Raw genomic sequence first — 15,085 nt, forward strand, 5'->3', positions numbered from 1 at the left:
CTGAGCCGACGCCTCAGACCATCTGCAAAGTCGCACCGGTACGGAACAGCGTCGTGGCCAACCTCGCCAACGAGCCCCACTGGCCAGGGTCCCACTCGACACCCACATGGCTGACGCCGTCGACCGCTGTCGGGCGCGACCGTCGGATCGTCCCCTCCAACAGCGCCGGGCCGTCGGCGAGATCCAGAACCACGCTTGCACGACCTCCGACAGCGGCGATCTCGCCACGGACCAGCAGCGACGCTCCGGTCAACGACACGTCCAAGGTGCGTGCCCTCATGCCGTCCAGTGAAGCGTCGATCTGGGCCTCGGCCCGATGACCGGCCCGCCGTTCGCCGCCGAAGCTCGACCGCCTGATTCGATCGATCGCCAGCACCACGACGAACAGGTTCATCAGTATCCACCCGACGCCCAGCAGCAGAAGACCCTGGCTTTCGACCGGCACCTCCACGGCTCCACCCACAGCCAGGGTCGCGTACGCCCAGCCGATCAGGTCGAGGGTCAGCAGCGACCACAACATCGCAGGAACGGTGTGACGGGTTCGACCCGAGGCCGAGCGACCCTTGGGTGTAACTGCGAACTTCAGCCGCCGCGGCTTCAGGAACACGAGTGAGGACGAGAGGTTTGCCGGCATCTTCAATACCTCGAACACCAGCGTGGGCAACAACCTCAAACGGCCTCGCCCCAGAACCTTCGAAAGCGAGAACTGCAGAAGGTGAAGGCCCATGACGATGGGAACCAAGACACCGATGGGGGCATTCACCGGGGCAGCTCCGGTTGTTATCGCCACCACGGGCAAGATGTGCAGTGCCAGCGTTCGCCAGCTGTCGAACCACGACGACGCCGACGCCAGGTACATCATCCGCTGGCCGAAGGTGAGCCCGCGGGACAAGAGCGGGTTCTCGACGGCCAGCGACTGCATCGCGCCGGCTCCCCAACGCCAACGCTGGGTGTGGAACTCGGCATAGTTCCTGGCCGCGAGGCCTCGTGCCAACACCTCGTTGTGGTGCACCGTCTTCCACCCGGTGCGATGAAGACGCACCGTCGTGTGCATGTCCTCGGTGATGGTCGCAGTCGAGACGCCGCCGATCCACTCGATGGCCGCAGTTCTCAGCACCGCGTTGGTGCCCGTCCAGAATGCGGCATTGGCGCGGTTCTTGCCCGGCATGATCACACGGTGGAAGAACTGCTCCTCGTGGCGACCCTTCTTGCCCCAATGCAAGAACGAGTCTCCGTTGTAGAACTCTTGAGGAGTCTGCACCAACGCCACAGCCGGGTCGGCGAAGTAGCCGAGGGTGTTGCGCAGGAAGTTCCTCTCGGGCACGTGGTCGGCATCGAGCACGGCCACCAGGTCGGCATCGCACAGAGCCAGCGCGTGGTTCAGGTTGCCGGCCTTGGCGTGCTCGTTGGTCGGGCGGGTCACGTATCGGGCGCCCAAAGCCCGCGCCATCTCCTCTACCTCGGGCCGCTTGCCGTCGTCCAACAACCAGGTTTCGTGGGTCGGCTCCAGCGCCAGCGCAGCCGCCAGGGTCGGCAACAACACCTCGGGCCCCTCGTCGTAGGTGGCGATGAACACGGCCACCCTGGCCGATGTCGAGGCCACCGGTGGGGCAGGCGGTGCGGAGTCCAGGTCCCACAGCTCGTAAACGGTCATGATCGAGCGCCCGACCAGGTGGGCTTCGGCCAAGAGCAGCGGCACCGACACCCACCAACTGCCCCAAGCGATGGTGAACCCGGCGCGCCAAGCCAAATAGGCCAGGCTGGAAGCGACGACGAGCAGCGAGAATACGCGGGCTGCCAACTTGGCCCGCGGCGACATGGGCGCGATCAACTCGCGCTGTTCGAGACCGGTGAGAGGATCGTCGTCCACCGGCCTTGACGACGTCAGCATGCAGATCCATCGGTCAGCGAACACCGGTTGTGAGACTGATCGGCACCTCCTGGCGGTGGCCGCGGCCGACCTGCTCATAGAAGGGGGCGACTGGCTCACAGAAGCTGGCGACAGTGCCGATGGACGATTGATGCTGTCGCACGATCTGGGGCGCTCGACGCTCGCCTTCATAGTCGTGTTCTGCCTGGGCGTGGTCACCCTGGCCAGCGCGTCGCGTACCGACAGCTCGGCAGCGGCCCAGACCTCGGCCTCGACGCTGGTGCCTCGCCCGGCAGCCTCGACGACCGCGCCGGCGCCCCCCGACGCAACCCCGGAGGTCGCAGGCCCACCCACCACGAACATCCTCGTGCCCACCACAGGCCAAGGCCCAACGACCACCCAGTCGCCGCCGACCACCCAAGCTCCCGCCGATCCCTACGCATGGCTCGAATCGATACCCGCGCCCGGCCAGACGTTCATCGGCGTGACCACCGAGACCGGCTCTCGGGCCGAGATCGAGGCTTTCGCTGCCGCCGCCGAGAAGGCTCCCGACGTGGTGATGATCTCGCGCGACTGGGCCGAGGCGTCGCCCGACATAGCGACCATCGAGCAGATCACTTCGTGGGGCTACATGCCACTGATCGCCTGGGAGCCATGGAACCATCGGGTCGAGTCGACGTTCGACCGTCGCCGCGGCGAGCAGCCCGAGTTCAAGCTCTCGACGATCATCGACGGCGAACACGACGATCTGATCGATGCGTGGGCCACCGAGCTGGCCGCATGGGGTCGACCGGTCGCCATCCGCTTCGCACACGAGATGAACGGCTTCTGGTACCCGTGGTCAGAGTCGGTCAACGGCAACGCCACCGGAGAGTTCGTAGCTGCCTGGCGTCACGTACACACACGGTTCGCCCAGGCCGGCGCCGACAACGTCATCTGGATATGGAGCCCGAACCCCACCGACCCTTCCCTAACCCCCATCGGTGGCCTGTACCCGGGCGACGACTACGTCGACTGGGTCGGTGTCGTGGGATATCTGGGCAACGGAATCGATCCGCGGGTCTATGTGCCGACCTTCGACCAGCTCTTCGGGCCGACCATCGACGAGGTCCGCGAGCTGACCGACAAGCCGCTGGTGCTGACCGAACTGGGCGCCACCGAACAGGGCGGAAAAAAGGCGCTGTGGCTGACACACGTACTGGAGACCGCGGCCCAACGTGACGACATCGTCGGGTTCATCTGGTTCGAGGTCGACAAGGAGACTGACTGGCGCATCGTGTCTTCGCCCGAGGCTCGGTCGGCGTTCGCCGAGGTGGTCGCACGCCCCGAGTTCGGCATCAGCCGCTGACGCTGCCCCCGGCAGGTGCAACAGCGTTGCGGATGGCGTTAGACACTGCAACGGCCGCCATCTCGGCGACCAGATCGGCCGACGCCGCCACCGGCCCGGTGTTCAGCAAGAACAAAGCGTCGCCGTCGGCATCGGTGTGAGACGGGCGCACGGCGCGGGCGATGCCGTGGTGGGCCAGGTCGATGGCCCGGGCTGCCTCGGGCTTGGTCAAGGCGGCATTGGTGACCACACATCCGATGGTGGTGTTGGCCCGCCCCTCGGCGGCCTCTCCCCACGCCGCGACCTGTTCCAGTGTTGCGTACGGGTAGCGGGGCCGCTCGGGAGGTGCGGTCGATCCGGCCAACATTCGCCCGGTTGGGTCGACGACATCTCCGAACGCATTTACGGCGACGATCGCACCGACGGTGAGCTCTCCGTGGGTTTGGACGTCCCACCCCTGGCCACCCGGGACAGCGAATGATCTTCCGGCGTGTTTTCCCACGGTGCATCCCCGTCCGACGCCGACACGGCCCATGGCAGGATCGGCCGAGGTAGCGGCGAGGCAAGCGGCTAAGCCGGCCTGGGGGCCGGGTCTGGCATGGTCGGGTCCGCCGATGTCGAACACAACGGCAGCTCCGACCACCGGAACGACCGCGCCCTTGAGGTCGAGGCCTCTGCCATTGTCGGCACACCACTGGGTCACGCCGTCGGCCGCCGCCAGTCCGAAAACCGAAGAGCCGCACAACACGACAGCGTGGCACTCCCGGCCAGACGCGAACGGCCCCAGCGCCGCTATTTCGCGGGTTCCTGGTGCGCCACCTCTGACCGAGGCGACACCTTGTGTGTGCGGTGGCGGCAAGACCACCGTCACCCCTGTGGCTCGAGCGTCGTCGGTCCAGCAGCCCACCAAAACCGAATCGAGTCCAAGAGCCACGAGTGCAGGCTATTCGATGGAGCCGATCATCTCGACGGCTGACACGCACGGCACCACGTGGTGGTTCGGCCGTCGTAGACCTTCGACGCCAGAGGGGCGCCACAGCGGGGACAGGGCTCGCCGGCTCGGCCGTAACAGTTCAGCTGATGCTGATTCGAGCCGGTCTGGCCGGTGACGGTGCGATAGTCGCGAAGCGTGGTTCCCCCATTGGCGATGCCAGAGGCCAGAACCTGCCTGATGGCGTCCAGCAGCCGCTCGGCCTCGGCGCGTGTGACCTTGCGGCTAGCGGGATTGACCCTTGCAAGCCAGCACGCTTCGTCGGCGTAGATGTTGCCGACCCCGGCTATGGCTCGCTGGCTCAGCAGCCTGGTCTTCAGCCGCTGCTTGGAACGGCGTAGCGATCGCCAGAAAGTAGTGGCATCCAGCTCGGGATCGAACGGCTCTGGGCCCAACGCAGCCAGGGTGGCCATCGACTCGTAGCAGCCTTCGTCGACCACTGCTATACGCCCGAACTGCCGAACGTCGGTAAACGTCAGCCACGTTCCGTTGTCGAGCTCCCAAGCAGCCCTTTCGTGTGGGCCGCGAGGAGGGTCGCTGGCGAAGGCCAGCACGCCGGTCATACCCAGGTGGATGACCAGTTCGCGACCGTCGAGCAGCCCGACGATCAGGTACTTGCCGCGCCTGGCGACCGACTCGATCTGGGCCCCGACGGCGTCGGGAGCCGACGTGAACTTGCGATTGGTCGTACACCTGGCACCAACGATGGTGCGTCCGACGAGGCCCGGTTCGAGGCCCCGCCTGACCGTTTCTACTTCTGGCAGCTCGGGCATCGCGCCGCAGCGTATCCAGCCAATCGTCGGCTCTGCGACGAAGCCCGCCACCCACCGATAACTTCGAAGACCATGCGCAAGCCGCCTCCGAGACTCGACCGGCGATCTGTCCTGGAAGCAGGGTTCGACGAGCTTCGGACCGAGCTCGAGATCTCCGAGGAGTTTGCCCCCGAGGTGCTGGCCGCGGCACGAGAGGCGGCGTCGAAGCCTCCCCAAGGCGTGCCCAGGGCGGGCGCCCCGACGATCGATCTGACACGTATCCCCTTCGTCACCATCGATCCGCCCACGTCGCGCGATCTCGACCAGGCGGTTCACATCGAGCCCGACGGCAACGGGTACCTGGTCCGCTACGCAATCGCCGATCCCACCACGTTCGTGGCCCCCGGATCACCTGTGGATCTGGAGGCCCATCGCCGCGGCCTCACCATGTACGCACCCGACCGGCGAACACCCCTGTACCCACCCGACATCGGCGAGGGCGCAGCCAGCCTCCTGCCCGGAGTCGATCGTCCGTCGGTGGTGTGGCAAATGATGCTCGACACCCAGGGCGAGCTGCTGTCGACCGAGGTGTTCAGGGCCACTGTGCGCAGTCGCGAGAAGCTGTCGTACGCCCAGGCCCAGAAACACATCGACGAGGCGACGGGCTGGCCGACTTTGGCGCTGCTACGTGAGGTGGGCCTCAGGCGCCAGGAGATCGAGCGGTCGCGGGGCGGGGTGTCGTTGAAGCTGCCCTCGCAGGAGGTCGAGCTGGTCGACGGCCGCTACCACCTGATCTACGACAACTCGTTGCCCGTCGAAGAGTGGAATGCCCAGGTATCGCTGCTGGCCGGCATGGCCGCGGCGGGTCTGATGCTCGATGCCGGTGTGGGGCTGTTGAGAACGTTGCCCACTCCCGAGCGCCAGGTCTTGCAGCAGATTCGTCTGGCCGGGTTGACGTTGGGTGTCGATTGGCCGCCTGATGTGACCTATGCACAACGCGTCAGTTCGCTGTCGCCCGACAATCCCAAACACCTCGCACTGCTGAACCAGGCGGTTCGGGCCCTGCGCGGCGCGGACTATGTGGCCTTCGACGGCACCGTGCCGGCCGAGGCTACGCACTGGGCGATCTCGGCCCACTACAGCCACGTGACGGCACCGCTGCGACGGCTCTGCGATCGCTACACCAACGAGATCGCCCTGGCGATCTGTGCCAACGACCGGCCGCCCGAATGGGCCGTCGAAGCACTTTCGGATCTACCCGAGACGATGCGTGGAGCCCGCCGCCGCGAGGCACGCCTGGACCGTGCTTGCGTCGACTATGTCGAAGCGGTGCTGCTGGAGCCACGCGTCGGTGAGGTGTTCGGGGCCACCGTGACCTCGAGGCGGGGCGATCGTCGGTCGACCATCCAGATAGTCGAGCCGGCGGTGGAGGCCATGATCTCGGTGGGGCTCGAGCCCGCCAGCCGGGTCAAAGTGAGGCTGACCGATGCCGTCCCCGCCAAACGGTCGGTGCACTTCGAGGTGGTCGACGCGCCAGGTCAAACCGCAGGGCCGTAGCGCCTCTCTAGCTCGACCCGCCCCTCGGCACAGTGCTGGGTGTAGGGGCACCACCCGCACAGCGGCCCGGTGCGGGGCGGATAGTCACCACGGTCGAGTGCGTCGTTGATGCGAACCCAGGTCGACCCGATGGACGACACGGCGGCGTCGAGCGATTCATCGGTTACCTCGGCTTCGATGCTGCGCGAGCCCAGATAGAGCAGGCGTGCGGTGTCGGGCCGTTCGCCGGTGGCGTCGAGGGCTGCCGCGTACAGCTGAACCTGATGAAGCCGGTCGGCTTCGAAGCGCGCGGCCGGGGCGCGACCGGTCTTGTAGTCGGTGACCACCAGCTTGCCGTCGCGACGCTCGACACGGTCGACCACACCAACGAACGGCACGTCACCCAGTTCGCACTCGATGCGCTGTTCGCGCTCGACCACGTCGACGCTCTCGGGTCGCTCCATTGCGAAGTAGGCCTCGATGAGGCGCCACGCGTCCCAGCGAAGCCTTCGGCCCTCGTCGACCTCCAGACCCAGGTCGATGTAGGCGGGGTCGGCCTCGATCTCGGGCCATACCAGGCCCGCGATCTTGCGCGCTGACGCGACCGATCGTTCGGCCACATCTCTGGCCAACAGCTCTTCGAGTACCCGGTGCACGAACGTACCGACCAGAGCCTTGTCGCCGGGCGGATCGGGCAGGCGGTCGATGTAGCGGAACTTCCAGCGACGGGCGCACTGTTCGAACGTCGAGGCAGACGAGGGCGACAGGTACGGCGGCGGGCCCGAAGGCCGGGCATCGAGACCGTCATCGCCAACATCGGGCGAATCCGGATCGGCAGGATCGGTGACGACCCGAAGGGCTCGCTCGACGACGGGTTCGGGGCTGATCGGTCTGACGGCTGGCGAGCTCACCCTGCCAGTGTGGCCCAACGGTGGGACAGCCACTGCGCAATGCCCGCCGACTCAGCCGTTTCGGGCCTCGAGGAACTCGACGACACGCCTGATGACGAGGAACCCGGCGATGGCGCCGATGAAGCCGGCCCCCAGCGCCAGAGGCACGACGTTGGAGTCGAGGGGGGCGGCAAGCCGGGGCACGGTGGTGCGCGCCGGGCCTGGGACGTCGTCTGGGTCGTCGGACCATTTGGACTTCGACGCAGAGTTGTCGTTCACCCGCTGAAATCTACAGGGCGCCGGGTCCGCTCGGGCGGGTTGGGGCTGGTGGACGAGCTGGGTCTGGGGTCAGGCGCGGTGCACCGGTCGGGCGAGGTCGACACCCACCAGCCGTGCTGCGGCGCGCAGGTCGGCACGTCCGTCGGCGTCGAGGGCATCGGGCCCGGCCTGCGCCGCGGCCTTCAACACCTCGAGGGCACTGACGGTGTCCAGGTCGTCGTCGAGGGCGGCCCGCACCGCTGCCAACATCGGCCCTTCGGCGTCGGTGGCATTTGTGGCGCCGGAAGCCGCGGCGACGAGTTGGTCCAGCAGTTCCATCGCCGAGTCGAACTCGCTGTCGAAGTACTCGAAGTCGGTTCGATAGTTGTGGGCCATCAGAGCCAGCCGGATGGCTCGTGCATCACCCCGGGCCACCAGGTCGCTGACGAACACCAGGTTGCCCAGCGATTTCGACATCTTCTCGCCCTGGTACCAAACCAGGCCTCCGTGCATCCAGTGCTCGACGAAGCGGTGGCCGCTGGCGGCTTCGGACTGAGCGGCCTCGCACTCGTGGTGGGGGAACACCAGGTCGCCTCCGCCGCCGTGGAGGTGGATCGGTTGGCCGAGGGTGGCGGCGCTCATGGCCGAGCACTCGATGTGCCACCCGGGTCGTCCTCGGCCGAACGGCGAGTCCCAGGCGGGCTCGTCGGGGGCCGATGGCTGCCACAGGACAAAATCGAGCGGGTTGCGCTGGCGAGGATCGTCGGGAGTGCCGCCGCGTTCGGCGGCCAGGACGACCATCTCTTCTGGGGTAAGCCCAGAAACGCTGCCGAAGGCGTCGTAGGTCGACACGTCGAACCAGGTGATGCCATCGATGGTGTAGGTGTGCCCCATATCGCGAAGCCGTTCGATGATCGGGATCATGTCGCCGATCGACTCGGTGGCGCGGGGTTCGGCGAACGCCGGCCTCATCTCGAGCGCAACCAGGTCTTTGTGGAACCGGGCGATCTCGCCGGCGGCCAGCTCGAGGAAGTGAACGCCCAGCTCGCGCGCTTTGGGCAGGATCGAATCGTCGACATCGGTGATGTTGCGCACCATGTGGACGGTGTGGCCCAGATCTTCCAGACGCCTGACCACCAGGTCGTGGATGAGATATGTGAACGCATGCCCGAGGTGGGTCGAGTCGTAGGGTGTGATGCCGCACACGTACATCGACACCGTCTCGGGAGGGTCGAATTCGACCACCTCGCGTCGCGCAGTGTCGTAGAGACGCATGGTCACAGCGTTTCCCCCTGGTGGGCTCGTGGCATCCTGGCGAAGCCTAGCTAGCGGCGCCCGCATCGGAGCATTGCCGGGCGGTACTTGTCACAGACCTCCACATGGGCGAGCCTGGCTGGCATGGGTTCTGAACGGCTCAACCACGTCAAGGAAGTGGCCCTCGAGGTCAAGGACAGTCTCAAACAGGACAATGTGCCGGTTGCTGCTGCAGGTATCGCCTTCTTCGGGTTCTTGTCCTTGTTCCCGGCTCTGGCCGCGGCGATCTCGATATACGGGCTGATCTCGGACCCCGATGAGATCACCAGCCAGATCAACGACGTGCTCGAGAGCGCGCCCGAGTCGACGAGGGATTTCCTGGGCCAGCAACTATCCGATATCGCTTCGTCGGCTTCGGGCGGTCTGGGGCTGGTGGCCGGAATCGGCATCGTCGCCGCCCTGTGGTCTGCTTCGGCTGCGGTCAAACATCTGATCGCCGCTTTGAACAACGTGTATGGCTTCCGCGAGACCAGGGGTTTCGTGGCCCTTCGCGGCACCGCGTTGCTTTTCACGGTCGGCGCCATCGTCTTGCTGGTAGGGGCGATCTTCGGTTTGGCGATTCTGCCTGCCGTGCTGGCGGCGGTGGACATGGGCGACGCCGGCCGGGTGCTGATTGGCATATTGCGATTTCCGGTACTGATCCTGTTGATGTCGATGGCGATCTCGGTGTTGTTCAACCTCGGCCCCGACCGCAACGTGCGTCGGTTCAGGATCACCACCATCGGCGCCATCGTCGGAACCCTCATCTGGATAGTCGTGTCCGCGCTGTTGTCGATCTACACGGCAAACGCCGGCAAGTTCTCGGGCGGGGCAAACACGCTGGGGGCCATTACCGCCTTGCTGTTGTGGCTGAACGCGACCGCGTTCAGCGTGTTGGTGGGCGCCGAGATCGACGTGGCCCGCGAGACCATTGCGGCCCGGAAGAAGGCCGCCGAACGCGCCGAGATCGACGCCAAGTACGAGGCGGCCACACGAAGCGACCAGGGTCGCGCCGCGCTGAGCGGGGCCCTTCTCGGCGCCGCTCTCGGGGCCATCGCACAGAGGGCTAGCAAGCGCTAGCCCGAAGCGCACAGACAACACAGCACAGAGGGCTAGCAAGCGCTAGCCCTCGCGTTCTACTGGGCCCTTGCGGTCTGATACAGCAGCGGTACTCTCGTTTTGAATGGAGCGCGACGCCGATCTCGAGACCATCGAGCGTGTCGAGAGGTTCCGGAAGCGTTCATATCTCGCTCCCGAGATCTCGGCCGTCGTCAACGATCTCATCGATCATGTCGCCAATCGTGGCAAGTCGCCCACCGAGTACCTGGCCGACAAGCTGGACGCTCACGATGTGGTGTTCCTGGGCGAGCTGATGGCCACCGAGCAGTCGTGTCGGCTGATCGTCGACCTGATTCCTGTACTGGCCGAGTCGGGCGTTTGGCACTTCGCGGCCGACTGGCTGCTGTTCGACGATCAACTGGCCCTCGACGAGTTGGTCAACGCTCCCGATTTCAACGACGGCATGGCCGTCGAGTTGGTCATGCGAGGCGGTGCGCCCAGGGTTTGTATGCCTGTCGAGCGCGTCGAGGTGCTGCGGGCGGTGTGGCAATACAACTGCACCCGCGATCCGAACGCACTGCCCATGCGGGTTATCGGTCTCGACTATGAGATTGCGTACGACAACGTGACCGACCGGGCCGACCTGACCACCCCCGAGGCGTGGCCGCACCTGCGCGACCGAGGGTCTGGGGCGAGGTTCATGGCCGAGGTGATCGAGAGATACATCACGAGCCAGCGCCATCGCGCTCTGGTGTCGTGCTCGACAGCCAATGCGTTGACACATCACCGGCGTCGCTTTCATCCACTTCACGACCGCATCGACCGAGAGGTCGTCGACGGCTGTGTGGTCGGTGCCGGCAACATCTTGTACGGGACCATGGCAGATCGTGTGGCGACCGTGCTGTTGCACCAGCCCCTGCTCGGCCCCGATTCCGGTTCGCCAGAGCACGTGTTCGTCGCAGATGGTCTCGTCGACCTGGTGTTCGCCCGGGGTGATGGGCCCAAGTTCCCTGTCGGCTTCGAAATCGCAGGCACGGCGTTTGCGAAGCTGACGACGACGTCGTCCTATGAGTCGGTTCCGCTGGGGCAACTCGCCAGCGGGTGGGTCTTCCTGGATCCTCTTCACCGGCTCACGGGCCCCAGGCAGCTGGGCGACCACATCGCTCAGCACAACGTCGACGACATCCGCCGGCGAATGGTGCCAGGCGAGGTCAGGCGCCCCGACAACGGTGTCGAGCAGTTGATCTCGGCGCTCGAGACGAATCGACTGGTCTCGGAGATGACCTGGCACGCCGTCGGGACGTGACCGGGTGAACGGGCCTCCGGGGGTCGATCGCCAGTCGCTTCCGATCGATCCGTTCCTGGCCGAGATCACCGACTCGATCGACGCTCACCCCGTGACCCTGGTGGTCGCCCCGCCTGGCTGTGGCAAGACCACACGAGTGCCGGCAGCTCTGCTTGACGACCCGCGCCGATCTGGGTGCATCGTGTTGGAGCCGCGGAGGGTTGCGGCCAGAAGTGCCGCCCATCGCATCGCTTCCGAGCAGAGGACTGTGGTGGGTGACCGGGTGGGCTTCAGCGTCAGGGGCGAACGGCGGGTCGGAAACCGCACCCGCTTGGAGGTGGTGACCGACGGCCTTTTCGTGCGCAGGCTGCAAAGCGATCCCGAGTTGGGGGGCGTCGATGTGGTGGTGATCGACGAGTTCCACGAGCGCCGGTTGTCGTCCGACCTCGCCTTTGCCCTGTGCATGGACATCGCGGGCGTGCTGCGGCCCGATCTGCGGATCGTGTTGATGTCTGCAACGCCAGATGTGGACGCCGCCGTGCAGGCGGTGCCCGGGATACGGGTTCTGGAGGTCCCTTCTCCGGGGCACCCGGTGGACGTTTCGTACCTTCCCCCGCAGCCCAGGGAGCCCATGATCGACACCATCGACCGCGCCGTGCGCAACCTCGAGACACGCACGGATGGCGACATCTTGGTGTTCGTCCCTGGCCGGCGCGAAATAGACCTGTGCCTCGAACGTTCGGCGGGGTGGGCCAGGCACGGTGTGGGTTTGCACGGTTCGATGAGCCCGGCCGAACAAGCGCGTGTCGTCGGGGCCGGCGATAGGCCGAGGGTCGTCATCGCTACGAACGTGGCCGAATCATCTGTGACGGTCGAGGGCGTGACGGCGGTCGTCGACTCGGGGCTGCGTCGCGCACCGGTTCGGGATCTCTCGGGCCTGTCTCCTCTGCGAACGGTGCGGGCGTCGCGCTCGTCGGTCGACCAGAGGGCCGGGCGCGCCGGGCGGTTGGGGCCGGGTCGGGTGCTGCGACTGTGGGACAGCAGTGTCGACGAATCCCTGGCCGATGTCGATCCGCCCGAAATCGAGTCGGTCGAGCTCGACGACCTGGTGCTGCAGCTGGCCATCTGGGGTGCAGATCCCCACCAGATGACGTGGCTGACCGAACCCAAAGCCGAAGACCTCGATGCTGCTACTTCGACCCTGCAACAGCTCGGCTTCGTCGACCGCCAGGCAAGACCGACCGAGCTGGGCAGAACCGCCGCGGGGCTCGGCGTCACGGCACGCCTGGCAAAGGTCGCGCTAGAGCTCGCCCCCTGCTTGGGTGCGGTCGAGACGGCCTGCCTGATCGCAGTCATCGAGTCAGGTGCCAGGGGTGAGCTGATCGACCTGGCAAGCGCCGAGCGCAAAGCACCATCGCGCCAGACCGAGCAGCTGGCCAGGCGCATCGGCGAGGCGACCGGCGGCGGGACCGACGAGAGCCTGGGGATTGCCGCCGAGGCCTCGGGGCCGGTGACCGGGAGGGCGATCACGGCAGCGTTCCCCCAGCTCATCGCCAGGCGTCGACCCGATGGGCGCTATCTGCTGGCGTGCGGTCGCGGGGCCTCGTCCCCCGCCTTCAGCGCCGAGTGGCTGGCGGTCACGGCCGTATCCGGGCAGGGCCCAGACGTCCGCATCGACGCGGCGGCCGAGATCGACCGGGCAACAGCCGTGACGGCTTCGCCACCCTCGGAAGCCACCGAGGTGCAGTGGAACGCCCAGCGGCGCGTCGCCCTGGCTCGAACGCGCACACACATCGGCGCCATCGAGCTCTCGGCCGATGTTCGCCCGCCCACCAACGCCGAGGCCCTCGAAGCGTTGCAGGCATACGTTCGGGCCAACGGCATCGAGGCGCTCGACGACCAGGGCCGCATCGCCTCCGTGGTGATGCGCTGGAATGCAGTGGCTGCATTGGTCCAGGACATGGAACCGATCGAACCCGACCTGCTGGCCGACGACATCGGATGGCTGGCCGACTACACCGACCTGACCAAGCCCCTGGGCGCCTCGACGGTCGCCTCTGCGATCCTGGCCGGGCGTTCGTGGGATGCATCGCTGCGACTGGACGACCTGGCCCCGACGCGCATGACGACTCCCATCGGTTCGGCTCGCCAGATCGACTGGTCGTCGGGCGTGCCGGTGATGGCTGCGCCTCTGCAGGAGTTTCTCGGATGCACCAAACACCCTGCGGTCGCGGGCGGCCGGCTTCCGGTGACCCTCGAGCTTCTCTCACCCGCGATGCGACCCGTTCAGCGCACCACCGACATCGCCGGATTCTGGCGGGGTACTTACGCAGATGTCCGCAAGGAGCTCCGGGGGCGCTATCCCAAACACCACTGGCCCGACAACCCCGAGACGGCCGAACCATGGCGGCCCGGCATGCCCAAGCGGCCTTCGTGAGCTAACGCCGCTGGCTGCCAAGTCGGCCTAGGGTGTCATCCCGTGAACGAGGTGTTCGAGGTACGTCCTGCACAACCGCAAGAAGCGGCCGGCTCCGCCCCCCGAGGCGACGACGAGCCGGCTGCCATCGCCGATCCGGTCGGCTACATCGTGCAGATGGCCAAGGCTCACCAGGTCGTCTTCGTCGGCGACCGGCGCGGCGTGGCCCAGCATCTCGAGACGATCCGCAGCGCCATCGCACCGCTTCACGAGGCGGGCGTCTCGAGCCTGACTTGGGAGTTCACGCACTCGCGTCGCCAAGCCGAACTAGACCGCGTGACCCAGTCGGCCGAGTGGGACCGCCGCACGGCCGTGGCGTTGTTCGTGGATCTGATGGGCATCGGCCACGGGTACGAGGAATACCTCGACGTGATCCACGCCGTGTGGCAGCGAAACATCGACCGCCCTGAAGGTTGGCCACCCTTCAGGCTGGTGGCAGCCGGACTTCCGACCTTCGTCGAAGACCCTGACCTGCTCGACGGGCGCTCTGCCGCCGAGACCGAGCTTCGCAACTGGTGGATGGGCGGTCACTACCGCGACATCAGCGCCATCCACATGGCCAACGTCATCACCAACGAGGTCATTCGCCATGGCGAACGCACCGTTGTGTACGCAGACGAGGCGCGCACCCACACCAACTACGTCGGCTTCGACGGCGGCGCCCCCGATGTCACCCCGGCGATGCTGCTGAAGAAGTGGGTGGGGCCCGGGGTGGCTCGCATCGTGTTCCATGGCGCCACCCCCGACGACACCTTGCTTGACGATGTCGAGCAGTTGGTGGCCGCAAGCAGCGAGAGCCTCGACAGTTTCGGCATCGACCTGCGGCGAAGCACCATCGGCAACGTCAGGGTTCGGGCGCTGGGCGGGGTGGTCGACGCGACTCCCGGGCCATTCGAACTGGCCGACCTGGCCGATGGCTATTTGTTTGTTGCGCCGCGCCGCGATTGGCGCCCCGTCGAATTGATCCCCGACCTGTTGGGTCCGGCCACCCTCGCCGCGGCCGAGCGGCGTCATCGCTCGCTCGACCCTCGGCCCGAGCCCTACACCCACGACGAGCTCGAACAGCTCCGGTCCGAGGGGCGCGATGCCCTCGTGTCCGGCTGGCCCGCAGAGCCTTCGAACGACGACCAAGACGACCCGAGGCGCCCATCGCGACGCTTCGGAAGGCGTCGATGAAGGCACATTCAGTGACCATTTACCGGGGTTGAATCTCCATTCACTCACTCAGGGTGATGCGTCAACCGCAGAATGCAGAAATCGGCCTTCGAACCTGATAGGAATTCAGGTCTGGAGGTCCCATGACGGCGGCGCAAGACACCTCGAGTAGCGCCACAACGCGGTCTGAGCG

The 15,085-nt window shown here is 66.5% G+C and carries 12 protein-coding genes; 6 read left to right on the plus strand and 6 right to left on the minus strand.

What is annotated here, in order from left to right:
- Positions 1–13: 13 nt before the first annotated feature.
- Positions 14–1,891 carry a glycosyltransferase gene (locus R2770_09520; GenBank protein MEZ5280702.1) on the minus strand — a complete coding sequence of 626 codons (1,878 nt, stop codon included), beginning with the start codon at positions 1,889–1,891 and terminating at the stop codon, positions 14–16.
- On the opposite strand from R2770_09520, the gene R2770_09525 reads away from it, so the two are divergent.
- Positions 1,890–3,218, plus strand: a complete 1,329-nt coding sequence (locus R2770_09525; protein MEZ5280703.1) for a glycosyl hydrolase — start codon at positions 1,890–1,892, stop codon at positions 3,216–3,218. The two genes, R2770_09520 and R2770_09525, sit on opposite strands and share 2 nt — an antisense overlap.
- On the opposite strand, the gene R2770_09530 is transcribed toward R2770_09525, so the two are convergent.
- Both R2770_09530 and mutM read right to left on the minus strand, forming a co-directional pair.
- Positions 3,208–4,131 (minus strand): P1 family peptidase, encoded by a 924-nt coding sequence (locus R2770_09530; protein MEZ5280704.1) that lies wholly within the window; start codon positions 4,129–4,131, stop codon positions 3,208–3,210. The genes R2770_09525 and R2770_09530 overlap by 11 nt on opposite strands.
- Positions 4,132–4,157: 26 nt before the next feature.
- Positions 4,158–4,961, minus strand: coding sequence for a bifunctional DNA-formamidopyrimidine glycosylase/DNA-(apurinic or apyrimidinic site) lyase (gene mutM / locus R2770_09535; GenBank protein ID MEZ5280705.1), 804 nt, complete (start codon positions 4,959–4,961; stop codon positions 4,158–4,160).
- Positions 4,962–5,033: 72 nt separating this feature from the next.
- Between mutM and R2770_09540 the strand changes: the two genes are divergently transcribed.
- Positions 5,034–6,497, plus strand: coding sequence for an RNB domain-containing ribonuclease (locus tag R2770_09540; GenBank protein ID MEZ5280706.1), 1,464 nt, complete (start codon positions 5,034–5,036; stop codon positions 6,495–6,497).
- On the opposite strand, the gene R2770_09545 is transcribed toward R2770_09540, so the two are convergent.
- From R2770_09545 to R2770_09555, 3 genes are all read right to left on the minus strand, one after another.
- Positions 6,479–7,387: a PD-(D/E)XK nuclease family protein gene (locus R2770_09545; protein ID MEZ5280707.1), complete on the minus strand. Its 909-nt coding sequence runs from the start codon at positions 7,385–7,387 to the stop codon at positions 6,479–6,481. The genes R2770_09540 and R2770_09545 overlap by 19 nt on opposite strands.
- Positions 7,388–7,438: 51 nt before the next feature.
- Complete coding sequence (locus R2770_09550; protein ID MEZ5280708.1) at positions 7,439–7,645, minus strand: hypothetical protein; 207 nt, start codon at positions 7,643–7,645, stop codon at positions 7,439–7,441.
- 69 nt (positions 7,646–7,714) lie between these two features.
- Positions 7,715–8,899: a cysteine--tRNA ligase gene (locus R2770_09555; protein ID MEZ5280709.1), complete on the minus strand. Its 1,185-nt coding sequence runs from the start codon at positions 8,897–8,899 to the stop codon at positions 7,715–7,717.
- 123 nt (positions 8,900–9,022) lie between these two features.
- Between R2770_09555 and R2770_09560 the strand changes: the two genes are divergently transcribed.
- The 4 genes from R2770_09560 to R2770_09575 all read left to right on the plus strand — a co-directional run bounded on the left by R2770_09560 (position 9,023) and on the right by R2770_09575 (position 14,913).
- Positions 9,023–9,997: a YihY/virulence factor BrkB family protein gene (locus R2770_09560; protein ID MEZ5280710.1), complete on the plus strand. Its 975-nt coding sequence runs from the start codon at positions 9,023–9,025 to the stop codon at positions 9,995–9,997.
- A gap of 103 nt (positions 9,998–10,100) precedes the next feature.
- Complete coding sequence (locus R2770_09565) at positions 10,101–11,282, plus strand: hypothetical protein (protein ID MEZ5280711.1); 1,182 nt, start codon at positions 10,101–10,103, stop codon at positions 11,280–11,282.
- A 4-nt stretch (positions 11,283–11,286) separates the two neighbouring features.
- Positions 11,287–13,698: an ATP-dependent helicase HrpB gene (gene hrpB / locus R2770_09570; protein ID MEZ5280712.1), complete on the plus strand. Its 2,412-nt coding sequence runs from the start codon at positions 11,287–11,289 to the stop codon at positions 13,696–13,698.
- A 42-nt stretch (positions 13,699–13,740) separates the two neighbouring features.
- Positions 13,741–14,913, plus strand: coding sequence for a hypothetical protein (locus tag R2770_09575; protein MEZ5280713.1), 1,173 nt, complete (start codon positions 13,741–13,743; stop codon positions 14,911–14,913).
- The last annotated feature ends 172 nt before the right edge of the window (positions 14,914–15,085 follow it).

This window comes from Acidimicrobiales bacterium (genome assembly GCA_041394185.1).
Classification (GTDB): domain Bacteria; phylum Actinomycetota; class Acidimicrobiia; order Acidimicrobiales; family Poriferisodalaceae; genus JAAETH01.